The following is a 25,182-nucleotide window of genomic DNA, read 5'->3' as shown; positions in this document are numbered from 1 at the left end:
TTCCCTCACCACACAGGAGATACGAAATGCTCGACGGAGTCCTCTTCTTCCCAGTCACCCCGTTCACCGCATCCGGCGAGGTCGACTACGACCTGCTCGCCGCTCACGTCGCCAAGGGCGTCGACGCCGGCCCGGGTGGCGTCTTCATCGCCTGCGGCACCGGCGAATTCCACGCCCTCGAAGCCGAGGAGTTCGGCAAGATCGTCCGCACCGCAGTCGACGTCGTCGCCGGACGCGTCCCCGTCTACGCCGGTGCAGGCGGATCCGTCGCGCAGGCAAAGGCTTTCGCCCGGAGCGCGAAGATCAACGGCGCCGACGGCATTCTCCTCCTCCCGCCCTACCTCGTGACGATGCCGCAGGCAGGGCTCGTCAGCTACACGAAGGCCGTCGCCGAGACCACGGATCTTCCGCTCATCGTCTACAACCGCGGCAACGCGCGCTTCACCGAAGCCTCCGCAGTCGAGGTCGCACAGTTCCCGACAGTCGTGGGATTCAAGGACGGCACCGGCGATCTCGACCAGGTCGGACGCATCGTTCGTGCAGTTCTGGACTCGCTCGAACCGTCGGGCAAGGCTTTTCAGTTCTTCAACGGCCTGCCCACCGCCGAGGTGTCGCAGCAGGCGTACCGCGCGATCGGCGTGACGCTGTACTCCTCCGCGACCTTCGCCTTCGCGCCCGAACTGGCACTGGCCTTCTACCAGTCCATGGAGAGCGGCAACGACAAGCTCACGGCCGCGCTGCTTCGTGAGTTCTTCCACCCGTTGGTGCGCCTGCGTGATCAGGTTCCCGGATACGCCGTCTCCCTCATCAAGGCAGGCGTCACCATGGAAGGCATCGAGGCAGGACCTGTCCGTCCGCCGCTCGTCGACATCAGCGCACCGCATCTGAGCGAGCTCACCGAGATCGTCGCGGCGGGCCGTGCAGTTCTGGCGAACGAGCTCGCGGTCCACTGATGCCCGGCAGTGTTCGCGGACCCGTCCGCATCACCGGCGCACGGATCACGCCCGTCGCGTTCGTCGACCCGCCCCTGCTCAACACCGTGGGTGTGCACCAGCCGTACGCACTGCGCGCGATCATCCAGTTGGACACCGAGGCCGGCATCGTCGGCCTCGGTGAGACCTACGCCGACACAGCGCACGTCGCCAGGCTCGAAGCAGCCGCCGACGCCATCACCGGCCTGGACGTGTTCGCACTCAACGCGATTCGCGCGGCCATCGACACGCAACTGGCAACGTCGACGATCACCGGTGGCGACGGCGTCGCAGGCATGATCACGACCGCGAGCACCACCGATCGCGTCTTCTCACCCTTCGAGGTCGCATGCCTCGATGTGCAGGGCAAGGCCCTCGGGCGTCCCGTGTCGGATCTACTCGGTGGAAAAGTGCGCGACTCCGTCCCGTTCAGCGCGTACCTGTTCTACAAGTGGGCCGCGCATCCCGGCCGCGAGCCCGACGAGTGGGGCGAAGCGATCGATCCCGACGGCCTGGTTCGTCAGGCACGAAAGATGATCGATGACTACGGCTTCGGCGCGATCAAGGTCAAGGGAGGCGTCTTCCCGCCCGACGAGGAGATCGCCGGAATCAAGGCGCTGCGGGAAGCGTTCCCCGACCTTCCCCTGCGGCTCGATCCCAACGCCGCGTGGACGGTCGACACGTCGATTCGCGTGGCGTCCGAGCTGGACGGCATCGTCGAGTACCTGGAGGATCCGACACCGGGACTCGACGGCATGGCCGAGGTCGCTCGGGAGGCGAAGATGCCTCTCGCGACCAACATGTGTGTCGTCGCGTTCGACCAGCTCGCACCGTCGGTGTCGAAGGACTCGGTGAAAGTGGTTCTGTCGGACCACCATTACTGGGGAGGGCTGCAGCGGTCTCGGTTGCTCGCCGGGACCTGCGACACGTTCGACCTCGGACTGTCCATGCATTCCAACAGCCATCTGGGGATCAGCCTGGCCGCCATGGTCCATCTCGCCGGCGCGACGGACAACCTCACCTACGCCTGCGACACCCACTGGCCGTGGAAAAACGAGGACGTGATCAAGCCCGGTGTCCTGAAGATCGTCGACGGATCCGTCGCCGTTCCCACCGGTCCCGGGCTCGGCATCGAGATCGACGAGGACGCACTCGCCGCGCTGCATCAGCAGTACCTCGATTGCGAACTCCGCGACCGCGACGACACCGGGTACATGCAGAGCATCGATCCCAGTTTCGTGAACACCAGTCCACGCTGGTAACTACATCGAGCAAGGCCACTCGTGGGTTAGGTTGATACCCGACCTGACCGCGAGTGGCCTTTTTCGATATCGGGAGTGAATGGGTTGTTTTCCCTCAATCGCCTGACCTGCTTCATCGCCGTCGCCGAGGAGCTGCACTTCGGTCGCGCCGCGGAACGCCTACACATGACTCAGCCACCGCTGAGCCGTCAGATCCAGCAGCTCGAGAACGAACTCGGCGTGCAGCTGATCGACCGCACCAGCCGATCGGTGATGCTCACCGCGGCAGGCATCGCCTTCCTCCCCGACGCCCGACGCATCCTCGACCTCGCCGAAGGCGCGGTACTCACCGTCCGGCGCGTGCCCACCGGAGACCTCGGTACCGTCGTCGTCGGTTTCACCGGAGCGTCGGCGCACGCAGTGCTGCCGCAGCTGTTGGAGAAGGCACGCATCGAGCTACCGGACGTCAAAATCGTTCTGCGCGAAATGGTGTCCGCGGTGCAGATGGAATCCCTCGCCATCGGAGACCTGGACCTCGGTCTTGCTCGACCACCGCTCAAACGTCCCGGCATCGCCTCCCGGCCGGTCCTGCACGAGTCACTCGTCGCTGCGCTGCCCGCCGACCATCCCCTCGCTGAACTCGACAAGCTCACCATCGCCGACTTCGACGACCAGCCGACCATCATGTACTCACCCGTCGACGCCCGGTACTTCCACGAACTGCTGATCAGTACGTTCACCGTCGTCGGCGTCACGCCCCGATACGTGCAGTACGTGACACAGGTCCACACGATGCTGGTCCTCGTGCGCTCGGGAATCGGAATGGCACTGGTCCCCGAATCGTCCACGACCATGCAACCGAGCGGCGTCGTCTTCCGTCCCGTCGAGACCACCCCCCGACGCCCCGTCGAACTCAACGCAGCCTGGCGCGTGGACAACGACAACCCCGCCCTGCACCGCTTCATGTCCGACGTCCTCCCGTCCCGGGAATGGCAGTAGGTCGGCGGGCGTGATGTAACAGTTCCGCTCTCGGCAGGCGGGATCCCGTCCGAAAAACGCGGAATTGTCACACGACACCCGGACGGCGCGACTTCCTGCGTCGTCGAACCACCTCGACGATCCGACGAGCGACCGCTTCCGGGTTCGACAACACATCCACGGCCGAGAACCGAAGGACCAGCCAGCCTTCCAGGACCAGGTCGTTCTGGCGTCGACGGTCCCGGCTGAACACATCCGGTGCACTGTGGAATTCTCGGCCGTCCACCTCGACGATCACCATTGCCCAGACGTCCACGAAGTCGCACAGGTACCGGCCGACCCAGTAGTTGGTCTCGAGGCGCAGGCCCAGGACGATGAGCCGGCGATCCAGCACACGCTCGGGCTCGGATGCGAACCCGGTTGCCGCCGACTCGAGCTGCCGGCGCGCGCGACCGTTACCTCTGCGCCTCGGGAACTCGTCCAACAAGGCGAGCACCTCTTCGGAGGGAACGTCGCCCGTGAGGCGCTCGTCGACGATGCGTGCCACGACCTCCGGCTCCATCACCGAAACGCAGTCGATCAGCGTCCGGGGCCGAGCGACCACCGGGAGCCCCTGGCATTCGGACAGCTCCCCGATCTCCAGCGTGCGTCGATGAACAGTCAGCCAGTCCGGCGTTCGCGCGGTGATTCCGATGGGCACCGTGAAGTCGTGCTGCTCGGGCGCATCGATCCACCCGAACAGCCACGCCGCAGTGCGATGACTGAGCACAGCCCGGGGTTGCCACAGCGTGATGGCATGACACCGGGCAATGACGGTGGGTTCACCGGAACAGTAGATCCGCGGCAGAATCCGTCGAAACCTACGGGAGATGGCGCTACTGGAGATACCCGACGCCAGCAATTGGTCTCTGGTGGCCAGTCCGTGAGGGTGCATGACCCGAAGTGTCGGACACCCGGCTACCCATGATTCGTCGTCGACCTGGTGTTTCGAGAAGCCTGTGGACAACTCGGAGACTGTGGACAACGGGCGTGGTGTAGCAGTTCCGCGCGTCTCGGGCGGGATCCCGCCTGAGATGAGCGGAATTGTGACATCTCACCCACGAGACTCTAAACTGATGTGTCCTCACACAATCTCGGAAAGTGGATCTCACATGCTCGGAATTTTGTTCTCCCTGTTCAGCGACGCGTTCAACATCTTCTCCAACGGACAGAGCCTCGGCTTCTGGTGATCCGTCGGATCAGCGGGGCAGACCTATTGCTGGTTTGACCGCAACCACCGGGCACTGAGCTTCCAGCAGTACTCGCTGAGAGATGCTGCCCAGGAACAGTTTTCCGACCGGTGATCGGCGCCTGATGCCGATCACCACCAGGTCGGTTCCCTCCGCGTAGGACAGGTCTATCAGGTTGTCGGCGTGCGAGCGCCCGGGTTCGTTGTCGTGCACCTTCACCACGACGCCGCCGGCTCCTGCCTCGTCGCGCGCGGATTCGATCGCAGCGCCGAAACCTTCTTCCGAGGCACTGTCCTCCTCGGCGACGACGACGAGGTCGACGCCGCGTTGCACGGCTTCGCCGAACGCGAAGGGCAGTGCGCCTCTACCTTCGACAGTCGGCGAGTAGCCGACCACGACGGTCATCGGGTCACCGGCGTCGTGAGAGTTCCATTCGCCAGGAACTGGTCCAGGTTCTGCAGCGTCAGCGCTTCCATGGCTGCGCGTGTTTCCACCGTTCCACTGCCGACGTGAGGCAGCAGGACCACGTTGTCGAGGCCGAGAAGCTTCTCCGGTACCGACGGTTCGTCGGCGAAGACGTCGAGCCCGGCGCCTGCCAGCCTGCCGTCGGCGAGCCGTTCCACCAACGCATCCTGGTCGACGACGCTTCCCCGGGCGACGTTGACGAGGTATCCCTGGGGGCCCAGTGCGTCGAGCACGTCACTGTCCACGAGATGCTTGGTGCCCGAACCTCCCGAGGCAGCGACGATCAGGATGTCCACGCTCCCGGCAAGCCTTGCGGCCGTGGGCGAGTACGTGTAAGGGGAGTCGGCGATCTCGTTGCGGTTGTGGTAGCCGATGGAGCAGCGGAACCCGGTGAGCCTGTCCGCGATTGCGCTTCCGATGCGGCCGAGACCGATGATTCCCACTCGCTTTCCGGTGACCTGCGACGTCAGCGGCGAGTTGCCCTCGGCGGCCCAGCGGCCTGCGCGGACGTAACGGTCGTTGAACGACACCTGCCGGAGTGCGTCGATCACGAGGCCCACCGCGAGGTCGGCAACGCAGTCGGTCAGGACATCGGGGGTGTTGCTGACCACGACACCGCGCGCGGAGGCAGCGTCGACGTCGGTGGTGTCGTACCCGACGCCGAAGTGCACGATCGCACCCAGGTTCGGAAGCTGCTCGATGAGTGTCGCGTCCACTCCCGTTCGGCCGGACGTGACCGCTGCGGTGATCGACTCGCCGTGCCGAGCCAGGAACTCGTCACGCTCGGCCGCATCGGGGAGCACGAGGGCGTCGTAGTCGCCGGCGAGGGTGTCCATCAGAGACGGCTTGAGCGGCCCGACCCGAAGCACCCGTCCGGATTTCTTCGAATCACTCTGCACCGCAGATGATTCCGTGGCTCCAACCGTTGCCATAACTCAGCTCCTCACAGGACTCGCCGCGTGCGGGTTTTCCAGTACGCTATGCCGCTTTTCGGATACCTGTCCAACACGTAAATAACATGGATTGATACTCAAACGGCATTGTCGACGTACTTACTACACCCTATCTCCTGCTGCTCGATGCCGTCCGACCAGGTCAGACGCATCGTACTGTGATTCACACCTCTCGATTCGACTCGATGTGACCCACAAAACTCCCTGGTTACGGCCGATTGTCGTGTTGACGCCGATATGCGCCACTCCTACCGTGTGTCTACCGTCACAGATATGCGCTGCACCCGGTGCAGTCGCACTCCCCATCCACTTGGAGGTCACCATGAGCCCTGCACGAGCAGTGCAGCAGGGACGGACCACGCGCAGCGCGATCATCATCGCTGGCGCACTGAGCTTTTCGATGATCGCGAGCGGTTGCACGGTGGCGAACTCCGGCAGCGGTACCGCCGCGAGCGCGGACACCCTCCGCATCGTCCTGCAGGAAGAGCCGCCGACCCTCGAAGCGTGCGACGTCTCCCTCACATCGGTCGGAGTCGTCACGCGGTCCAACATCACCGAACCGCTGATGGAACGGAACCCGAGCGAGGGAACACTCGAGCCGAAGCTGGCCGACTCCTGGACCCAGGTGTCGGACCGTGAATGGACCTTCCAGCTCCACCCCGGCGTCACCTTCAGCGACGGCAGCCCGTTCGAGGCGGAGGACGCAGCGCACTCGATCGAGCGAGCCGTGAACTCGGACCTCGGATGCAACGTCGAGGGTTACGTCTTCGGCGACGCCGACCTGGACGTGAAGATCATCGATCCGCTGACCGTCAGCGTCGCGGCACCGAGTGCGGACCCGATCCTTCCGCTGAAGCTTTCGTTCGTCGAAATGGTGCCGAGGACCTACAGCCTCACCGAACGCGTGCGGGAGCCGATCGGCACCGGACCGTTCGCGATCGACAACTGGGATTACGGTCAGCGTCTGTCGCTCGTCCGCAACGAGACGTACTGGGGCGACAAGCCGGACTACGCCCGCGCGACGTACCAGTGGCGAAGCGAGGGCAGCGTCCGCGCGTCGATGGTGTCCAACGGGGAAGCCGAGATCGCCACCTCGCTCGGACCGGAGGACGGTGCAGGAGACCTCGGAGTCGCCTACCCGAACAACGAGACGACGGCGGTCCGCATCCAGCTCGAGGAGACTCCGCTCGACGACATGCGGGTACGTCAGGCGATCAACTACGCGATCAACCGCGAGGGAATCGTCGACGCCCTGTTCCAGGGACTCGGAAAGCCTGCGGCACAGCTGGTCTCGGACGGAGTGATCGGATACAACGACGAACTCTCACCGTGGCCGTACGACCCCGCCCGCGCCCAGGAGCTGATCGACGAAGCGCGTGCGGACGGCGTACCCGTCGACACCCCGATCCGGCTCATCGGCCGTACCGGTCAGTTCCCGAAGGTCAACGAAACCCTCGAGGTCGTACAGTACGCCCTGTCTCAGCTGGGGATGAACGTGTCGATCGAGATGACGGACTCCGCCGGAACAGCGGAGTACCAGGAACGCCCGTTCCCCAAGGTCGGCCCGTACCTCCTGGTCATTCAGCACGGAAATCAAGCAGGCGACGCCGCGTTCACCGCCGACCAGTACCTCATGAGCGAAGGGTTCCAGAGCGCAGGCGGAACACCGGAGTTCGACGAGCGCGTCCGTCAGGCCGCTGTTCTCACCGGCGACGCTCGGCAGGACGCATACGCACAGCTGTTCGCGGAGGAGCCGAAGGAGATCATGCAGATGGCGTTCATCGCCCACATGGAAGGTGTTCTCGCCAAGGCGGATTCCGTCGACTACACCCCCAACTCGGCCACTGTCGACGAGATGCATCTCGCCGCGATGACCCGCGCCGACTCACCCGAAACGGACTAGAGGCCCATCATGTTCAGATTTCTGCGACGAAGGATCTACACCAGCCTGGTTCCGCTGATCGTCGTGCTTCTCGGTGTATTCCTCCTGGCCCGTCTCACCGGCGACCCGACGAGTCTCTACCTGCCGGAGTCCGCCACCCAGGCCCAGCGTGAGGCGTTCCGGGCGTCGAACGGGCTCGACCAGCCGCTCCTGACGCAGCTGTTCGATTACCTCAGCGGCGTCGTCCACCTCGACTTCGGTGACTCGCTGCGTACCGGTGAAGCCGCGTCGACGATGGCCCTTCGCGCGTTCCCCGCCACGCTGCAGTTGGCGTTCATGACGATGTTCCTGGCGATCGTCGGTGCCATCGTCATCGGGTGCTGGGCGGCGTACCGACCCAACTCCCTCGCCGACCGGATCTCGAGCCTGCTGTCCATGACGGCGGCGAGCATCCCCGATTTCTGGTTCGCGATCATGGGCGTTTGGCTCTTCGCCGTGACCTTCGGAGTGCTCCCGACGTCGGGAACCGGTGCAGGCATGCTGTCGTGGATCCTGCCGATCGCGACACTGCTCATCCGCCCACTGGGTGTACTGACGCAGGTCGTGCGAGGCGCGATGGTGGCCGCGCTGTCCGCGCCGTACGTCAGGCTGGCACGCAGCAAGGGCGCAAGCGACATCCGAGTGGTCACCCACCATGCACTGCGCAACGCAGCGGCACCGGCGCTGACCGTTGCAGGTGACCTCATGGTCGGTCTGGTCAACGGAGCAGTCGTCGTCGAGGCGATCTTCGGATGGCCCGGTATCGGCAAGCTCATGATCGACGCCATCCTGCAGCGTGATTTCGCGGTCCTGCAGGCGGCCGTGCTGTTGACCGCCATCAGCATCTTCGTGCTCAACATCGTCATCGACGCCTGCTACGCACTGCTCGACGCCCGTGTCCGCGACAAGGCGAAGGTCTAGGAGCCACCATGTCACTCGATTTCGAAGCCCCGAAAACGTCCGAGCCGGAGGATGTTCCGGATCCGACGCCGGCGTCGCGCACCAGCTCCGCGCCGCTGTGGAAGCTCCTTCTCCGCGACCGCGTCGCGACCGTCGCAGCAGGCATTCTGGTCCTGGTCTTCCTGACGGCGATCTTCGGGCCGATGCTCGTCGGCGACGCCGCCACCGCGCAGGACCTGAACCGCTCCAACCTGGCACCGTTCTCCCTCGACACCGGCTGGATGAACATCCTCGGGACCGATCCGCTCGGCCGCAGCATGCTCGCTCGTCTGATCGTCGCGTGCCAGACCACGCTGTCGGTGGCGATCCCGGCGGTCATCCTGTCCGCCATCATCGGCTCGATCATCGGAATGTGGGCCGGCTACCACCGCGGGTGGCGTGAGACGACGGCGATGCGCGTCGCCGACGTCATCATGAGCTTCCCGTCGCTGCTGATGGCCGTCGTCGTGCTGTACGTCTTCTCCCCGAGCGCCGCGAACATCGTTCTGGTTCTTGCCATCACCCGCATTCCGATCTACCTGCGTACCGCCCGTGCCGAATCCGCGGAACTGCAGAGCCGGTTGTTCGTCGACGCCGCCCGTACCTTCGGTGCGTCGAGCGGGTCGGTCATTCGTCGGCACGTCGCACCGATCCTGTTGCCGACGCTGCTGACCGTCGCTACCTTGGACTTCTGCTTCGTCATGCTGGCGGAATCGTCACTGAGCTTCCTGGGCATCGGAATTCAGCCACCCGACGTCAGCTGGGGTCTCATGGTCGCGCAGGGCCGCACGTACCTGCAGACCGCCTGGTGGCTGTCGTTCTTCCCCGGCCTCGCCATCGTCATCACCACGGTGTCGGCCACCGTGCTCGCAGCCTGGGCACGCATCGCCACCGATCCCGCTCAGCGCTGGCGTCTGACCGTCCCGCGCTCGGCCAAGTCCCGCCTTCTCCCCGTCCGAAAGGTCGTCTCATGAGTGCACCTGCCCCAGCACGCCCGGACACCGACCGCATCGCCATGGACGTGCGAGACCTGACGGTCGATCTACGCACCCCCTCGGGCGTCATTCGCGCGGTCGACCACGTCACGTTCAGTGCGCGGCGTGGTGAAACCCTGGCTCTGCTCGGTGAATCCGGTTGCGGTAAGTCGATGACGGCACAGGCCGTCGTCGGCCTCCTCGAACCGATCGCCGACGTCACCGACGGTTCCGTGGAGATCGACAGCTCGGATCTCGGCAAGGTCGACCTGGTGTCCGCGAAGTCCAAGGTGCGACGCCACATCGCCGCAACGGAGCTGGCGATCGTCTTCCAGGACGCCCTCACCGCACTCAATCCGGTGTACACCGTCGGCACCCAGCTGGCCGAGCCGTTCCGCATCCACCGCGGACTGAGTGCGAAAGAAGCCAAAGTGGAGGCCATCTCGCTGATGCGCCGCGTCGGGATTCCGCAGCCAGAGTCGAGAGCGGACTCCTATCCCCACCAGTTCTCCGGTGGTATGCGTCAGCGTTTGCTCATCGCGATGGCCGTGGCCCTCAGCCCGTCGGTGCTGCTGGCCGACGAGCCGACCACGGCTCTGGACGTGACGGTGCAGGCACAGATCATGACCCTCCTCCGCGAGCTACGGACCGAACACGACATGGCCGTCGTGCTCATCACGCACGACCTCGCACTCGTCGCCGAGGAAGCTGACCGAGTGGCGATCATGTACGCGGGCAACGTCGTCGAGACGGGCCTGGTGTCCGAGGTGTTCGCCGATCCTCGCCACCCGTATACCAAGGGACTTCTCGATTCCGTTCCCGTACACGCGGTGCGCGGAGAGGACCTCAAGTCCATCGGTGGCACTCCGCCGGATCTGCACTCCGTGCCCGACGGATGCGTCTATCAAGCTCGATGCCCGCTCGCCCGGGACATCTGCATCGACCGACGCCCGTCCCTCGAACCCGTCGGAGACGGCCGATTCTCCGCCTGCCACTTTTCGAACGAGGTGTCTCATGTCTGAAACAGCCCGAGCAGAACAGCTTCTGACGGTCCGCGGATTGAACAAGACGTTCAAGGTGAGCGGAGGTGATCTCCGCGCACTCGATGCCATCGATCTGGATCTGCGTCGAGGCGAGACCCTCGGACTCGTCGGCGAATCCGGTTGCGGTAAGTCGACACTCGCCCGGACGCTGATGATGCTGGAGCGGCCGGACTCCGGAACCGTCGACTTCGACGGTGTCGACCCGTTCTCGCTGAAAGGCAAGGATCTCCTGGGGTTTCGCCGACGCGTCCAGATGGTGTTCCAGGACCCGTACGGTTCCCTCAACTCACGAATGACGGCCGCGGACATCATCAGCGAGCCGTGGCGGAGCCACAAGACCCTGTACAAGACTCGCCGGGATCGGTCCGCGAGAGTCCGAGAGCTGCTGCACCTGGTCGGTCTACGCCCGAGCGACGAGCACCGCTTCCCGCAGGAGTTCTCCGGCGGCCAGCGTCAGCGTCTCGGCATCGCTCGCGCACTGGCACTGAACCCCGACGTGATCATCTGCGACGAGCCGGTGTCGGCATTGGACCTCTCGGTGCAGGCACAGGTACTCAACCTGCTCAACGATCTGCAGAAGCAACTCGGGATCTCCTACGTGTTCATCTCGCACGATCTGTCGGTCGTCCGACACGTCGCCGACCGGGTGGCCGTCATGTACCTGGGCCGCATCGTCGAATCCGGGGCCACCGACGCCGTCTTCGACAGGCCGAGCCACCCCTACTCCGCTGCACTGATGTCCGCAGCGCCCAAACTCGACGCTGCGTCACGCGGAGAGCGCATCCTGCTGAAGGGCGAGGTCCCGTCTCCGCTGAACCCACCGTCGGGATGCCGGTTCCGCACCCGCTGCTGGAAGGCGACCGAACTGTGCAGCTCGGACGCACCACCGGTTGCCCGCGACCGCAACGAAGTCGACCACATGGCCGAATGCCATTACCCACTCGTCGAGAACGATCTGGGCCTCGTCGCGGCCGGAACATGAGAGGTGTGCGGTGATCGGTGATCTGCCGCTGTCCGGGTTCGCCGTGGTGGCGTGCGCGATCCTGTTCGCGTCGTGCATGCAGGCGTCGATCGGATTCGGCATGGGAATGCTCGCGGCGCCGATCGTCGCGATCGTCGACCCGGGCCTCGTGCCCGGGACCCTGATCATGCTGGCGATTCTGGTCAGCACCATGGTGTTGATCAAGGAGGGAACGTCACTGGATCTCTCCGGCGCCAGCTGGGCGCTCGCCGGCCGGGTTCCCGGCACGATTCTCGGGGCGTTGCTGTTGGTGGCACTGCCGGAGCGTGGATTGGCGTTGATGCTCGCGGGTGTTGTTCTCCTCGGAATCGCGCTGACGTCGTTCGGATGGATTCCCCTGCCGCGCAGGCGGAATCTGATGGTGGCGGGAGCTGCTTCGGGCCTGCTGGGCACCGCCACGTCGATCGGCGGTCCGCCCATGGCGCTGGTGTGGCAGCGCAACACGGGTGCCAAGCTCCGCAGCACCATGAGCGCGTTCTTCCTCGTCGGATCCGTCATGTCGTTGGTCGCTCTCGCAGCCGCCGGGGCGGTGGACGGCCACACGGCCTGGCTGTTCGTTCTGCTCGCGCCGGCCACGATCCTCGGCTACGTACTGTCTCGTTTCGTCAACCGACTGATGGACCGGAGGCGGCTGAGACTCACCGCCATCGCGGTGTCGACCATCGGTGCTGTCGTCCTGATCGGACAGCAGCTCGTCACCCTGTGAGTGTCAACTACTCACCAACTGGGTAGTTACGGGACATGAGCGAACCCCGACACCGCGCCCTGATCGTCGGTGCCACCGGAATCTCCGGTCAAGCACTGTGCCGCGAGACCCTCGCGAAAGGCTGGACCACCTACGGGCTCAGCCGCAGCGGAAAGACCCCCGTCGACGGCGTCACGCCCGTGGCGGCCGACCTGCTCGACACCGCAAGCCTGACCGACGCTCTCGCCGAGGTGAACCCCGACATCGTCTTCTTCACGGCATGGATGAAGAAGGACTCCGAGAAAGAGAACATCGAGGTCAACTCGGCCACACTGCGTAACGTCCTCGACGTGCTCGGGCCGTCCGGAACGGTGAAACACGTCGCGCTGATGACCGGCCTCAAGCACTACCTCGGGCCGTTCGACGCCTACGGCGAAGCCGTGATGGCCGAGACCCCGTTCCACGAGTCGGAAGAGCGACTCGACACACCCAACTTCTACTACGCCCAGGAAGACGAATTGTTCGCCGGAGCGGACAAGTACGACTTCACGTGGAGTGTGCACCGTGCGCACACGATCTCCGGCTTCGCCGTCGGCAACGCGATGAACATGGTGCTCACCCTGTCCGTCTACGCCTCGATCTGCGCCGAGTCGGGCACCCCCTTCGTCTTTCCCGGGTCGGACACCCAGTGGAACGGCCTGACCGACCTCACCGACGCGGACCTGCTCGCCGAACAGATGGTGTGGGCATCGTCGAACGACAACGGTAGGAACGAAGCGTTCAACATCGCCAACGGCGACGTGTTCCGCTGGCGCTGGATGTGGCCGCAGTTCGCGGAGATGTTCGGTGTCGAGCCCGAAGGGTACGACGGCGAACCGCGCCCGCTCGAACCTCGGATGGCGGATGCCGCCGAGACGTGGGCACGTATCGCCGCGACGCACGATCTGGTCGAACCCGACGTCACGAAGCTCGCCTCCTGGTGGCACACCGACGGCGATCTCGGTCGCGACATGGAATGCCTCACCGACATGAACAAGTCCAAGAAGGCCGGATTCCTCGGCTTCCGATCTACACCCGACGGCATCGCATCGGTGGTGCAGCGCTACCGCGACGCCCGACTGATCCCCTGACCTACACCCCTTCGGTCAGGTCCCTGACCTCTGCGTACCGTGCGCGGATCGACGGCGTCGGATCGGCCTCGTAGGTGCGGGCGGGCGCCGACTCCCATTGCGGCGGCTCGGGAGTCTGCGCCAACGCCCATGCAGCTTGGCGGGCGGCGCCGTCCGCGACGTACTCGCCCGGCTCCGGAACCACGACGGGCATACCGAGAATGGCAGGCGCCAGCTCACGCAGTGCTGCCGACTTGGCACCGCCGCCGACGAGCAGGACTCGCGTGGTCTCGATTCCGGCATCCCGGAGTGCGTCGATGCCGTCGGCGAGCCCGCACAGCAGGCCCTCGACGGCTGCGCGGGCCAGGTGACCCGGCGTCGAATTACCCAGGCGCAGACCGTGAACGGCCCCGGATGCGTCCGGCCGGTTGGGAGTCCGCTCGCCTTCGAGGTACGGAACGAGAACGAGGCCGTCACTCGGCGTCGCCAATGCGAGCCGGGACAGTTCTGCATGGTCGACGCCCAGCAGCGACGCCGTTGCGTCGAGCACTCTGGCTGCGTTCAACGTGCAGACCAACGGCAGCTGACGTCCGGTCGCGTCGGCGAAACCGGCGATGATTCCCGACGGGTCGGCCGCGGCGACGTCGGTCACCGCCGAGACGACACCCGACGTGCCGACCGATACCACCACGTCGCCTGGGCGAGCAGCCAATCCGAGTGCGGCTGCCGCATTGTCACCGGTACCGGGACCGATCACCGCACCGCCTGCCGTCTCGCCGATACGCTCGAACGGCGTTGCAACTCGGGGCAATCGGGGCGTCCGGCCGCGGAATCCCAGTTCCAGCAAATCGTGTCGGTACTGTCCGGTCGCCGCTGAGAAGTACCCGGTACCACTGGCGTCGCCGCGGTCCGTGGCGAGCACGTCCAGACCCGGGGCGCCGGCAAGCTGCCAACTCAGCCAGTCGTGCGGAAGACACACCGCTGCAGTGCGATCTGCGTTCTCCGGTTCGTTGTCCGCAAGCCACCGAAGCTTCGTCACCGTGATCGACGCCAGCGGAACCACGCCGACCGCGTCGGCCCACCCCTGCGCGCCCAACTCGTTCACCAGGTCGGCACCCGACGGCGCCGACCGTGTGTCGTTCCACAGAAGGGCAGGCCGAACGACGTCGCCCGACGAGTCCAGACAGACCATCCCGTGCTGCTGAGCGCCGACGGACACGGCGTCGACGTCGTCCAGTCCACCCGCGTCGGCGACAGCGGTGTCGAGCGCCTTCTTCCATTCGGCCGGGTCGATCTCGGTTCCGGACGGGTGCGGCGCCCGCCCACTACGAACGAGCTCTCCCGAATCCGCATCGCGTACAAAGATTTTGCACGATTGAGTGGACGAGTCGATACCTGCGACGAGAGCCAAGATCGAAGATCCTTCCAGCGCGAGAAACGGTTCAGTCGACTCTACCGGCCCGGACGAACGACACAGCCGATTCCGTAGATAGGAGTTCTCGACACTCGCGGAACTGGGATACCTTCGTCAGCTATGCGTGACACCGAGGACTCCGAGGCCTTTCGTCTGACCGTGGCGAAGGCCGCACTCGACCTGTTCTCCGTCCGCGGATACGACGCCACCTCGGTGGACGACATCGCCGAGGCGTCGGGCATCTCGCGTCGTACGTTCTTCCGTCAATTCAAAGGCAAGGACGACGTCATCTTCGTCGACCACGAGATCCTCCTCGCTCAGGCCGCCGCGTTCCTCGACGCCGAACACGACGATCCCTGGGTTGCCGTGTGCGACGCCGCCCAGCTCGTCTTCGATCGTTTCACCGACTGGAAGGAGTACGCCCGACTCCGCTACCAGGTGGTGCACCAGAATCCGGCGCTCCGCGACCGAGAGATCGTGACCGTGTTCAAGTACGAGCGATTGTTCGTCGACTACCTGCGCAGCGCCGCCCCCGACCACTCGCACCTCGAAACGATCCAGTTCTGCGCGACGGTCACAGCCACCCACAACTACGTACTCCGGCGCATGATTCGCGACGGCATCGACACCGCGCCCGGCGACCTGCGGGCCGCCTTGAGCACGGTGCGCGAGGGATACGGGTCCTCGGCAAGAGGGGCAGGCACCGACTCTGCCGACTCCGAGGGCCGATCCGACGACGTAGTGGTGGCCGTGTTCCGGCGGGGAACATCGACCGAGGCCGTCGTCGACGCACTCGGGGAGCACCTGGACGGGTGACATCTCGGCTTGTCGGGCGAGCGGAGCCTGGCACCCAGTGCCAGGAAACCTTGCTCGAATGTCCAAGTCTGCCGTAGTCTCGACTCATACGTGGCACTGAGTGCCTACCGATCTATGCCGTAGGAGTTGCACCATGGCCGGTAATCCGGACTTCGACCTCTTCCGCCTTCCGGAGGAGCACGACGAGCTGCGCGCAGCCATCCGCGCGCTGTCCGAGAAGGAAATCGCCCCGCACGCGAAGGCGGTCGACGAGGATTCTCGCTTCCCGGAGGAGGCGCTGACGGCTCTCAACAACTCCGGCTTCAACGCCATCCACGTCCCCGAGGAATACGAAGGCCAGGGAGCGGACTCGGTTGCCACCTGCATTGTTATCGAAGAGGTCGCCCGCGTCTGCGGTTCCTCGTCGCTGATCCCCGCAGTGAACAAGCTCGGCACCATGGGCCTGATCCTCAACGGCTCCGACGAGCTGAAGAAGCAGGTCCTGCCGTCGCTCGCCGGCGGCGCCATGGCGTCCTACGCCCTGTCCGAGCGTGAGGCGGGTTCCGACGCCGCCAGCATGCGGACTCGCGCCGCAGCCGACGGTGACGACTGGATCCTCAACGGATCGAAGTGTTGGATCACCAACGGCGGCAAATCCGACTGGTACACAGTCATGGCCGTCACCGACCCCGACAAGGGTGCCAACGGCATCAGCTCGTTCATCGTGCACAAGGACGACGAGGGCTTCGTCGTCGGCCCGAAGGAGAAGAAGCTCGGCATCAAGGGCTCGCCGACGGCGGAGCTCTACTTCGAGAACTGCAAGATCCCCGGCGACCGCATCATCGGCGAGCCCGGCACCGGCTTCAAGACTGCGCTGCAGACTCTCGATCACACGCGTCCCACGATCGGCGCTCAGGCTGTCGGCCTCGCACAGGGCGCACTCGACGCTGCGATCGAATACACAAAGGACCGCAAGCAGTTCGGCCAGTCCATCTCGAGCTTCCAGGCCGTGCAGTTCATGCTGGCCGACATGGCGATGAAGGTCGAAGCAGCGCGCCTCATGGTCTACACCTCGGCTGCCCGGGCCGAGCGCGGCGAGAAGAACCTCGGATTCATCTCCGCCGCATCGAAGTGCTTCGCGTCCGACGTCGCGATGGAGGTCACCACCGACGCCGTTCAGCTGTTCGGCGGCGCCGGATACACCACCGACTTCCCGGTCGAACGCATGATGCGCGACGCCAAGATCACGCAGATCTACGAGGGCACCAACCAGATCCAGCGTGTCGTCATGTCCCGGGCGCTGCTGAAATGAGCACCATCGAACTGGTAGGAGTCATCGGCGGCGGCACCATGGGTGCCGGTATCGCCGAGGTCGCTGCGCGTGCGGGCTCGTCGGTCATCGTTCTCGAGACCAGCCAGGCAGCCGCCGACGCAGCCGAGGCACGCCTGGACAAGTCCTTCGCTCGCGCAGTCAAATCCGGACGCATCGAGGCCGACGCAGCCGAGAAAGCCCGTGCGGCAATCTCGTTGACGCTGGACATCGAGGACTTTGCGGACCGTGACCTGGTCGTCGAAGCCGCACCGGAGATCGAGTCGCTCAAGCTGGAGCTGTTCGGCAAGCTCGATTCCATCGTCAAGCCCGAGGGCATCCTCGCGACCAACACGTCGTCGATCCCGGTCATCAAGATGGCGAACGCCACGAAGCGGCCGGGCCAGGTCGTCGGCGTGCACTTCTTCAATCCCGTTCCGGTGCTCCCGCTCGTGGAGATCGTCGTGAGCCTGGTGACCAGCGAAGACACCGTCGCCGCCGTGACCGAGTACGCGGGGAACACGCTGGGCAAGAAGACGATCCGCTCCGGAGACCGGGCCGGGTTCATCGTCAACGCTCTGCTCATCCCGTACCTGGTGTCCGCGATCAGGATGTTCGAATCCGGCTTCGCCAGCGCCGAGGACATCGACGAGGGCATGGTCAACGGGTGCGCCCACCCGATGGGACCCTTGCGCCTGACCGATACCGTCGGCCTCGACGTCACCCTGGCCGTCGCGGAATCGCTGTACGCAGAGTTCGGCGAGACCCACTACGCACCGCCTCCGCTGCTTCGACGCAAGGTCGAAGCCGGGCAGCTCGGCCGCAAGACCGGTCAAGGCTTCTACACCTACTGATCTACCGCTCCACCGCTTCACCGCAGCATGAATGCGCCACTGTGGCTTTTCGACAGCCGTGCAGTGGCGCATTCATGCGTTTGCGACGCATGACTGCAGGGAAAGCAGCGGGAGTACTGAATCGAGACACCGGTTCGCATTCACACTCCACGTTTGGGAGACGCATTCACCGTGACGGACCAATACACATTCACCGATCCTGTGACGCAGTACCGTCAGGAGGGGTACCCCGAGCAGCATCAGGATCCGCCGGGTCTGGCCTCGGATCTGGAACCGAAGGCCGATCACGGCGAGGACACCTACCGTGGCACGAACAGGCTGGCGGGACGCAAAGCCCTTGTCACCGGTGCCGATTCGGGCATCGGACGCGCTGCGGCCATTGCCATCGCGCGTGAGGGCGCGGATGTCGTGCTCAATTATCTGCCGTCCGAGGAGAAGGATGCGCAGGAAGTCGCGCAGCTGATTCGCGACGCCGGACGCACTGCAGTACTCGCGCCTGCCGATCTGACCGACGAGCAGGGTGCCCGCGGGATAGTCCGGACAGCCGTCGAGGAACTGGGTGGGCTGGACCTGCTCGTCACGGTGGCCGGGAAGCAGCAGTTCGTCGAGGATCTGGCCGACCTGACCTCCGAGCAGTTCGATGCGACGTTCAAGACCAACGTCTACGCACTGTTCTGGACCATTCAGGAGGCTGTTCCGCACATGCCGCCGGGATCGACCATCGTCAACACCAGTTCCATCCAGGCGTACACCCCCTCGCCCGGCCTGGTGGATTACGCCACGACCAAGATGGCCATCAACACGATGAGCAAGGCCCTCGCGCAGCAGTTGGCGCCCAAGGGAATTCGAGTGAACGTTGTGGCGCCGGGCCCGTTCTGGACGCCGTTGCAGGCGTCGGGCGGGCAGCCGACGTCGGCTCTGCCGGAGTTCGGCAAGGAGACCCCGATCGGCCGCGCCGGTCAGCCCGCCGAACTCGCCGGGGCCTACGTCTACCTGTCGTCCGCGGAATCGGGCTACGTGACGGGTGAGACCCTCAACGTCAACGGCGGAATGCCGACGCCGTAGAGCGGAGGGGAGGTCTGCCGGGTAGGCAGACCTCCCACGGCCGCTAGTCCTTCGGGCCGCCGGCGGCGTAGACGACCTGACCGGAGATGAATCCTGCGCCCTCGCTCACGAAGAACGACGCGAGGTGTGCGATGTCGTCGGGGTTGCCGACTCGGTTGACCGGAATCTGTGACGCTGCAGCGGCTTTGAAGTCCTCGAACGGCACGCCGACGCGTTCGGCCGTGGCAGCCGTCATCTCGGTCTCGATGAAACCGGGAGCGATGGCGTTGGCGGTGACGCCGAACTTGCCGAGCTCGATGGCCAGGGTCTTGGTGAACCCTTGCATGCCTGCCTTGGCGGCCGAATAGTTGGCCTGCCCGCGGTTACCGAGAGCGGAGGTACTGGACAGGTTGACGATGCGACCCCACTTCGCGTCGATCATGTGCTTCTGAACTGCACGGGTCATCAGGAACGAACCACGCAGGTGCACGCCCAGTACGGAGTCCCAGTCCTCGACGGTCATCTTGAACAGCAGGTTGTCGCGGGTGATTCCGGCGTTGTTGATCAGCACGGTCGGTGCGCCGAACTCGGTGGCAATGCGGTCCACCGCGGTCTTGACCGACTCCTCGTCGGCGACGTTCGCACCGATGGCAACAGCCTGCCCGCCCGCAGACTGGATCGCTCCGACGGTATCGGAACATGCTGCCTCGTCGAGGTCGACGACGGCGACGCCGAATCCGTCCTTGGCCAGGCGTTTCGCTACCGCCGCGCCGATTCCCCGTGCTGCTCCGGTCACCACTGCGGTCTTGACTGCATCACTCACGTGCGTCTCCCTGAAGTTGCGATGGATGAAACCTCTGTCACCTGTTCTACCAACAACCGAGTGACCGCTCAGTAAGCGGCCACCGCGCCGTCGAGGGCCTGCTGCATACCGTCGGACACGGTGCGCGTGATGTGCAACGGCTTCTCCGGCAGATCGGTGATCGGAGTGTCGATGTACACGCTCGCCGATTTGAGCTTCTGCGGGTCGCCGTAGCTCAGCCCGATGCAGATCAGAACCGGCTCGACGCCGAGCGCACGAACGCGCGAGACGATGTGGCCGATGCCGCTGCCCACCTTCTGCACCTTCGTCGGATCCTCGAGGTTGCAGGTTCCTTCGGGGAAGATCGCCAAGTCGTCACCGCGTCGCACCCGCTCGGCACTGACGTCCATCATGCGGTTGCCTGCCGCGCTGACGGCCCGCATTCCGTGATTCTTCCCGCGGAACACCGGTATTCCGCCCATCATGTCGATCCGCCTGCGCTGCTTGGGTTCCTGGAACAGCTCGTCCTTGGCCAGCACCCGTGTCCGTCCGATGACCGGGCGCAGCGGCGACGCCCATGCCGTCGCGGCGACGGTGTACGGGTCCGTCTCCGACAGGTGGTTGACGGCAATGATCAGGCGCGTGTCGTCGTAGACGAGGCGACGCAGTTCCTCCCGTGCGCCCTCGGGGTAGCTCACGCGCGGCTTGAAGCGCCTGGCCAGCGTTGCGTAGGCCAATCTCGCGACCTGACGGTTCTGCTGGTGGCGCAGATAGAAGTCGTAAACAGTGGTGTCGTTCTCCAGAATTACCGCGGGTCGATCCATGGAGGGAAGCTTAGCTACCCGAAGATCGGAAACCGACGCTTCGTCGCTAGGTCGTCCATTCCGCTCTGGATGAGCGCGCGCACTTCCTCGTATTTCGCGTCGACGTAGTCCTCGTCCTCGCACCGCGTCGGGTCGTGGTCGACGGTGATCGCCGGCATGAACCTGGTGCGGATCTTCGCCGGAAGCGGAATCTGAGGGAGCGCCGCGGGGGCGATGATCCACGGCAGAGACAGTGCTATCGGGAACACCTTGAGCCGTGCGATCCGGTCGAGTCCCAGCACTCGCGCGAGCCTGTCACCTCGAACGAGCACGGGCATCGCGTCGGCCCCGCCGACCGTCGCGACCGGGACGATCGGAACGCCCATGCGGATCGCCATCTTGACGAAACCCGTTCGCCCGCCGAGGGTTGCGACATCGCGTTCGCTCCACGGCCGCAGCGAGTCCACTTCGCCGCCCGGCCAGACGATGACGTCGCGGCCCTCGGCCAGGGCGGTCGCCATGGAGTCCGGGGCGGCCGGAAGCACACCCATCGCGCGAAACACCGTTCCGATGACGGGGAAAGCCATCAGCGCGTCGTGCGCTGTGCCGTGCAGAGTCCGCTTCTCGCCGAAGCGTCGCCACCACTGGGCACCGACAGTCCACGCGTCCCACACGAACGGTGCTCCGGTGTGGACTCCGACGACGAGCACCGGAGGGTCGGGGATGTTGTCCCATCCGTCGATCTCCATCCGGAACCATTTGTCGGTGACGAACCGCCAGAACCGCACCTGCCGATCCATCGCAGCCGTGTTCTGGTCGTCCAGGTCCCAGTCCCCCGCCCGTTCGGCGACGTATCCCCCCAATCCCCCTTCTTGCCGGTCGCGGCGGTGCTTCATCTTCACCCGTGCCGCCGCGGCCTGCCGCTGAGCTTGCTCCTGCAGTTCCTCACTCCGGTGATCTGCATCACTCATACCCGAACCGTACTCCACCTCGTCAAGAACTAATGTCCATACAAAATGCGGATCGGGAGGTTGTACCAATGGCCATCGCATGGGCGTCGTATCCCTACGCCGAGCACGTGGTCGTCGTGACCGGCGGCGGCTCGGGTATCGGCCGAGCCGTCGCTGTCGCGTTCCTGGAACAGGGTGCGACGGTATGCGTCCTCGGCAGGTCCGACGCCACACTGCGGGAGACCGTCGTCGGCTGGGGAGACCGAGCATCGGCGTGGGTCGTCGACGTGACGCAACGCGACGAGGTCGACCGCGTCGTGGCGAACATCGTTGCGCGACACGGCCGAATCGACGTCGTCGTCAACAACGCGGGACTCAGCGAACCCACGGTCATCGACGACTTCGACCACTCGGCGTGGGACCGGATGCGCGCGGTCAATCTCGACGCGCTCATCCATGTCGCGCGAGCCACGGTTCCCCACCTCGAACGATCGGGAGGCAACTTGATCGCGATGTCGTCGGTCGCCGGCCTGGGCGGCGACTGGGGCCAGTTCGCGTACAACGCGACGAAGGGCGGCGTGAACACCTTGGTGCAGAGCCTCGCTCTGGATCTGGGACGACGTGGAATCAGGGTGAACGCCATCGCCCCCGCGTTCACGGCGACCCAACAGACGAAGTCCCGCCTCGACGACCCCACATTCCGCGGCGCACTGATGGACCGCGTCGCCCTCGACCGCGTCGGCGAGCCGGAAGACATTGCGCGCGTGGCACTCTTCCTCGCCTCACCCGACGCCGCCTACATGACGGGCGTGATCGTCCCAGTCGACGGCGGCACCACTGCATCCGTCGGGACTCCCCGGCCGCCGGCCTGACGATCGACTCGTCCGCAATCGAGCACAGGTTGTGTGAACGATCTCCCAGCGGGTATCTCAGGCCCAGGCAACCCGAAGGGACTACTCGTCATGGCCAAGAACAAGACCGCGCCCGGTCCGCGTTGGATCAAGACCGCAGAGAACCGCACCGGAATCATCCTGGTGATGTCCGGCATCGTCGCTGCCGCGTTGTTCATCACCGCACTCGCAGGTGGCTTCGAGGGATGGGTATGGATCGCCGGTATCGCAACGATCGTGCTGGTGGCGTCCGGCGTCCTTCTACTACGCGCCGGCGCGAAGCGCGCCACGGCGGCTCGGCCCGTCCTATACCATCCCGACTCTCCTGACGTCGTGCTCGACATCGATCCCGACACCGGTGAGCGGACACCGCACAAGGACTGATTCACCCGAACGATCCACAGCGCCGTCCGCGAACCGCGGATGGCGTTGTGTGCTGTGTGCTGTGTGCTGTGTCCGGATGTCCATCCACCGCCTCGGCGAAACGGTCGAAAGTGTCGGCGATATTGTCTTAACATTCGCACATGGACTGGTGTAGTCTTCAAGCACCATAGTGACACAGCACACACGACGGCCTCGCACCCGACCGTCCCGAACCGAAGAAGGACACAACCAATGTCCGCATCCACCACGCCTGACCTGACTCCCGCACTCGCCCAGCGAGTACATCGGCATCACGTCGTCATCATCGGCTCCGGGTTCGGCGGTCTCTTCGCGGCGAAACAACTGCGCAAGGCCAACGTCGACGTCACGCTGATCGCGAAGACCACACACCACCTCTTCCAGCCACTGCTGTACCAGGTGGCCACCGGCATCCTCTCCGAAGGAGAGATCGCCCCTTCGACCCGCATGATCCTCAAGGACCAGCACAACGCCTCGGTCATCCTCGGCGAGGTCAACGCCATCGACCTCGAGAAGCGAGTCGTCACCTCCCAGTTCCTCGAGCGCATCACCGAAACCAGCTACGACAGCATCATCGTCGCCGCAGGCGCCGGCCAGTCCTACTTCGGCAACGACCACTTCGCCGAATACGCACCGGGCATGAAAACCATCGACGACGCCCTCGAGCTCCGCGGCCGCATCCTCGGAGCGTTCGATCAGGCCGAACTCGCCACGGACCCGGCCGAGATCGAGAAGCTGCTGACCTTCGTCGTCGTCGGCGCCGGACCTACCGGCGTCGAAATGGCAGGCCAGATCGCCGAACTCGCGAACAAGACCCTCGACGGCACCTTCCGGCACATCGACTCGCGATCAGCGAGGATCATCCTGCTCGACGCCGCACCCAAGGTTCTGCCCCCGTTCGCCGACTCCCTCGGTCAGGCGGCCGCGAAACGGCTCACCACGATGGGCGTCGACATCCAGCTCGGCGCGATGGTCACCGACCTCGACGCCAACGGCTTGACCGTCAAGGACAGTGACGGAACCGTCCGACGCATCGCCTCGCGCACCAAGGTCTGGTCTGCGGGTGTCGCCGCGAGCCCACTCGGCAAGACCCTCGCCGCACAGTCGGGCGCCGAGATCGACCGCGCAGGCCGCGTCCTGGTGAACAAGGACCTCACCCTCCCCGGCCACCCCGAAGTATTCGTCGTCGGCGACATGATGGCACTGGACAAGCTCCCCGGCGTCGCACAGGTCGCGATCCAGGGTGGCCGCTACGCGGCACGCGTGATCGAAGACGGCGTCGAAGCAGTGCGCGCGGGCAAGCAGGTACCCGAGCGCAAGGACTTCAAGTATTTCGACAAGGGCTCGATGGCGACGGTGTCCCGCTTCTCCGCCGTCGCGCAGGTCGGCCCCATCAAGATCACCGGCTTCATCGCCTGGGTCATGTGGCTGTTGGTTCACCTGCTCTACATCGTCGGCTTCCGCAGCCGCCTCACCACCGTGATCTCCTGGCTGACCGCGTTCTTCTCCCGCGGACGAGGCCAGCTGGCGATGACCGAGCAGCAAGTCGACGCCAGGCGCGCGATGTTCTACTTCACCGCACCGGAAACCCCAGGAAGCGACGCCCCGGTCACTGCACCGGAGCCAGAATCCGCCACGCGCCCACTGCAAGACAGCCGGACGTAACCAGCAGGAACAGGCCCACCCAGACGATTCCCGGTAGGAACGTCAGGCGAGCCAACTGATCGGCGTCGGAATCGCGTGCCCGTCCTCGACTGCGTGAGCGTTGCAGTTCGAGGACGGGCCGTGGTCCGGCGATCAGCAAGAACAGGGTGATGAAGTACGCGGCGGCCACCTGCTGCTCGCCGGTTCCCCACCAGGACACCGCGAACAGCGCCGCACCGACCACGACCAACGACAACGCTCCGTAGACGTTGCGGATCATCGACAGCATCAGTGCGATCGAGACGATTCCGATCCACAGCACCGCCGACGCGCGCTGCGTGCCCAGTACGAACGCCGCCCCGAGGCCGAGCAGCGACGGCCCGACATATCCCGCGAAGGTCATCGCGATGACCCCGAGGCCCGTCGGCTTGCCCTTCGAAATCGCGACGCCCGACGTATCCGAGTGCAATCGCAGTCCCACCAGTTGCCTGCCGGTGACCAGAGCAACGAACAGATGAGCACCCTCGTGGGCGATCGTCACGACATTGCGCGCAACCCTCCACGTCTGCGGAATCAACACGATCGCCAGAGCGACCAGCGCTGCTACTTGGACGATCCAGACGGGTGGATCAGGACTCACCGCGGAAATGCGGTCCCAGAATTCGGTCACTCTTCATTATGCGGCTCCGCCGCCAGTGACCCCCGCGTGCGGCTCCGCCGTCAGTGACCCCCGCGTGCGGCTCCGC

At 65.1% G+C, this 25,182-nt stretch carries 25 protein-coding genes; 17 read left to right on the top strand and 8 right to left on the bottom strand.

Annotated features, from left to right (window positions below; translation table 11 throughout):
- Positions 1-26 precede the first annotated feature (26 nt).
- From BH95_RS22015 to BH95_RS22005, 3 genes are all read left to right on the top strand, one after another.
- Entirely contained in the window at positions 27-953 is a 927-nt protein-coding gene (locus tag BH95_RS22015) for a 5-dehydro-4-deoxyglucarate dehydratase (protein WP_020112368.1), read from the top strand.
- Positions 953-2,233, top strand: coding sequence for a glucarate dehydratase family protein (locus tag BH95_RS22010; protein ID WP_037184078.1), 1,281 nt, complete (start codon positions 953-955; stop codon positions 2,231-2,233). The genes BH95_RS22015 and BH95_RS22010 overlap by 1 nt, the downstream gene beginning before the upstream one ends.
- Before the next feature lie 84 nt (positions 2,234-2,317).
- The gene (locus BH95_RS22005; RefSeq protein WP_020112370.1) at positions 2,318-3,211 is read left to right on the top strand and encodes a LysR substrate-binding domain-containing protein; all 894 of its coding nucleotides are present in this window, start codon (positions 2,318-2,320) and stop codon (positions 3,209-3,211) included.
- A gap of 67 nt (positions 3,212-3,278) precedes the next feature.
- Here the strand turns inward: BH95_RS22005 and BH95_RS22000 are convergent, their stop codons facing one another.
- The 3 genes from BH95_RS22000 to BH95_RS21990 form a co-directional block, all read right to left on the bottom strand.
- Positions 3,279-4,124 (bottom strand): endonuclease domain-containing protein, encoded by an 846-nt coding sequence (locus tag BH95_RS22000; RefSeq protein ID WP_080738077.1) that lies wholly within the window; start codon positions 4,122-4,124, stop codon positions 3,279-3,281.
- Between the two features lie 304 nt (positions 4,125-4,428).
- Positions 4,429-4,824, bottom strand: a complete 396-nt coding sequence (locus tag BH95_RS21995) for a universal stress protein (protein ID WP_037184075.1) — start codon at positions 4,822-4,824, stop codon at positions 4,429-4,431.
- Positions 4,821-5,816 (bottom strand): 2-hydroxyacid dehydrogenase, encoded by a 996-nt coding sequence (locus BH95_RS21990; RefSeq protein WP_244165083.1) that lies wholly within the window; start codon positions 5,814-5,816, stop codon positions 4,821-4,823. Before BH95_RS21990 ends, BH95_RS21995 begins: the two co-directional genes overlap by 4 nt.
- Positions 5,817-6,159: 343 nt before the next feature.
- Between BH95_RS21990 and BH95_RS21985 the strand changes: the two genes are divergently transcribed.
- From BH95_RS21985 to BH95_RS21955, 7 genes are read left to right on the top strand one after another with little or no spacing between them, the layout of a single operon-like run.
- Positions 6,160-7,740, top strand: coding sequence for an ABC transporter substrate-binding protein (locus BH95_RS21985; RefSeq protein WP_037140225.1), 1,581 nt, complete (start codon positions 6,160-6,162; stop codon positions 7,738-7,740).
- Between the two features lie 9 nt (positions 7,741-7,749).
- Positions 7,750-8,679: an ABC transporter permease gene (locus tag BH95_RS21980; protein WP_020112376.1), complete on the top strand. Its 930-nt coding sequence runs from the start codon at positions 7,750-7,752 to the stop codon at positions 8,677-8,679.
- Between the two features lie 8 nt (positions 8,680-8,687).
- The gene (locus BH95_RS21975; protein WP_019666861.1) at positions 8,688-9,671 is read left to right on the top strand and encodes an ABC transporter permease; all 984 of its coding nucleotides are present in this window, start codon (positions 8,688-8,690) and stop codon (positions 9,669-9,671) included.
- A complete protein-coding gene (locus tag BH95_RS21970; RefSeq protein ID WP_020112377.1) occupies positions 9,668-10,693 on the top strand; it encodes an ABC transporter ATP-binding protein in 1,026 nt (341 codons plus the stop codon). The genes BH95_RS21975 and BH95_RS21970 overlap by 4 nt, the downstream gene beginning before the upstream one ends.
- Entirely contained in the window at positions 10,686-11,696 is a 1,011-nt protein-coding gene (locus BH95_RS21965) for an ABC transporter ATP-binding protein (RefSeq protein WP_020112378.1), read from the top strand. Before BH95_RS21970 ends, BH95_RS21965 begins: the two co-directional genes overlap by 8 nt.
- Before the next feature lie 28 nt (positions 11,697-11,724).
- Positions 11,725-12,441: a sulfite exporter TauE/SafE family protein gene (locus BH95_RS21960; protein WP_170947496.1), complete on the top strand. Its 717-nt coding sequence runs from the start codon at positions 11,725-11,727 to the stop codon at positions 12,439-12,441.
- Between the two features lie 35 nt (positions 12,442-12,476).
- Positions 12,477-13,550, top strand: coding sequence for an SDR family oxidoreductase (locus BH95_RS21955; protein ID WP_037184070.1), 1,074 nt, complete (start codon positions 12,477-12,479; stop codon positions 13,548-13,550).
- Between the two features lies 1 nt (position 13,551).
- On the opposite strand, the gene xylB is transcribed toward BH95_RS21955, so the two are convergent.
- Positions 13,552-14,940, bottom strand: a complete 1,389-nt coding sequence (gene xylB / locus BH95_RS21950) for a xylulokinase (protein ID WP_037184067.1) — start codon at positions 14,938-14,940, stop codon at positions 13,552-13,554.
- A gap of 123 nt (positions 14,941-15,063) precedes the next feature.
- Between xylB and BH95_RS21945 the strand changes: the two genes are divergently transcribed.
- The 4 genes from BH95_RS21945 (at position 15,064) to BH95_RS21930 (ending at position 18,966) form a co-directional block, all read left to right on the top strand.
- Positions 15,064-15,759 (top strand): TetR family transcriptional regulator, encoded by a 696-nt coding sequence (locus tag BH95_RS21945; RefSeq protein WP_020112381.1) that lies wholly within the window; start codon positions 15,064-15,066, stop codon positions 15,757-15,759.
- A 133-nt stretch (positions 15,760-15,892) separates the two neighbouring features.
- Positions 15,893-17,050: an acyl-CoA dehydrogenase gene (locus BH95_RS21940; protein ID WP_019666868.1), complete on the top strand. Its 1,158-nt coding sequence runs from the start codon at positions 15,893-15,895 to the stop codon at positions 17,048-17,050.
- A 5-nt stretch (positions 17,051-17,055) separates the two neighbouring features.
- On the top strand, positions 17,056-17,901 hold the full coding sequence (locus BH95_RS21935) for a 3-hydroxybutyryl-CoA dehydrogenase (protein WP_026348093.1): 846 nt from the start codon (positions 17,056-17,058) through the stop codon (positions 17,899-17,901).
- A 153-nt stretch (positions 17,902-18,054) separates the two neighbouring features.
- Positions 18,055-18,966, top strand: a complete 912-nt coding sequence (locus BH95_RS21930) for an SDR family oxidoreductase (RefSeq protein ID WP_020112382.1) — start codon at positions 18,055-18,057, stop codon at positions 18,964-18,966.
- A 43-nt stretch (positions 18,967-19,009) separates the two neighbouring features.
- Here BH95_RS21930 and fabG read toward each other — a convergent pair whose 3' ends face one another.
- The 3 genes from fabG to BH95_RS21915 all read right to left on the bottom strand — a co-directional run bounded on the left by fabG (position 19,010) and on the right by BH95_RS21915 (position 21,521).
- Positions 19,010-19,768 (bottom strand): 3-oxoacyl-ACP reductase FabG, encoded by a 759-nt coding sequence (gene fabG / locus BH95_RS21925; RefSeq protein WP_019666871.1) that lies wholly within the window; start codon positions 19,766-19,768, stop codon positions 19,010-19,012.
- Positions 19,769-19,836: 68 nt separating this feature from the next.
- Complete coding sequence (locus BH95_RS21920) at positions 19,837-20,571, bottom strand: 1-acyl-sn-glycerol-3-phosphate acyltransferase (protein ID WP_019666872.1); 735 nt, start codon at positions 20,569-20,571, stop codon at positions 19,837-19,839.
- A 14-nt stretch (positions 20,572-20,585) separates the two neighbouring features.
- Positions 20,586-21,521, bottom strand: coding sequence for a lysophospholipid acyltransferase family protein (locus BH95_RS21915; RefSeq protein WP_033190333.1), 936 nt, complete (start codon positions 21,519-21,521; stop codon positions 20,586-20,588).
- Positions 21,522-21,589: 68 nt separating this feature from the next.
- Here BH95_RS21915 and BH95_RS21910 point away from each other — a divergent pair, with 68 nt between their 5' ends.
- The 3 genes from BH95_RS21910 to BH95_RS21900 all read left to right on the top strand — a co-directional run bounded on the left by BH95_RS21910 (position 21,590) and on the right by BH95_RS21900 (position 24,457).
- Entirely contained in the window at positions 21,590-22,372 is a 783-nt protein-coding gene (locus BH95_RS21910) for an SDR family NAD(P)-dependent oxidoreductase (RefSeq protein WP_037184064.1), read from the top strand.
- Positions 22,373-22,462: 90 nt separating this feature from the next.
- Entirely contained in the window at positions 22,463-22,774 is a 312-nt protein-coding gene (locus BH95_RS21905; protein WP_230594019.1) for a hypothetical protein, read from the top strand.
- Positions 22,775-23,005: 231 nt separating this feature from the next.
- Positions 23,006-24,457: an NAD(P)/FAD-dependent oxidoreductase gene (locus BH95_RS21900; protein ID WP_037184062.1), complete on the top strand. Its 1,452-nt coding sequence runs from the start codon at positions 23,006-23,008 to the stop codon at positions 24,455-24,457.
- Here the strand turns inward: BH95_RS21900 and BH95_RS21895 are convergent.
- Positions 24,402-25,106: a M50 family metallopeptidase gene (locus BH95_RS21895; RefSeq protein ID WP_020112386.1), complete on the bottom strand. Its 705-nt coding sequence runs from the start codon at positions 25,104-25,106 to the stop codon at positions 24,402-24,404. The genes BH95_RS21900 and BH95_RS21895 overlap by 56 nt on opposite strands.
- Positions 25,107-25,182 lie beyond the last annotated feature (76 nt).

Source organism: Rhodococcoides fascians A44A, from assembly GCF_000760735.1.
GTDB lineage: Bacteria > Actinomycetota > Actinomycetes > Mycobacteriales > Mycobacteriaceae > Rhodococcoides > Rhodococcoides fascians_E.
The sequence above is the reverse complement of the archived record's forward strand: the minus strand, read 5'-3'. Positions and strand labels throughout refer to the sequence as shown.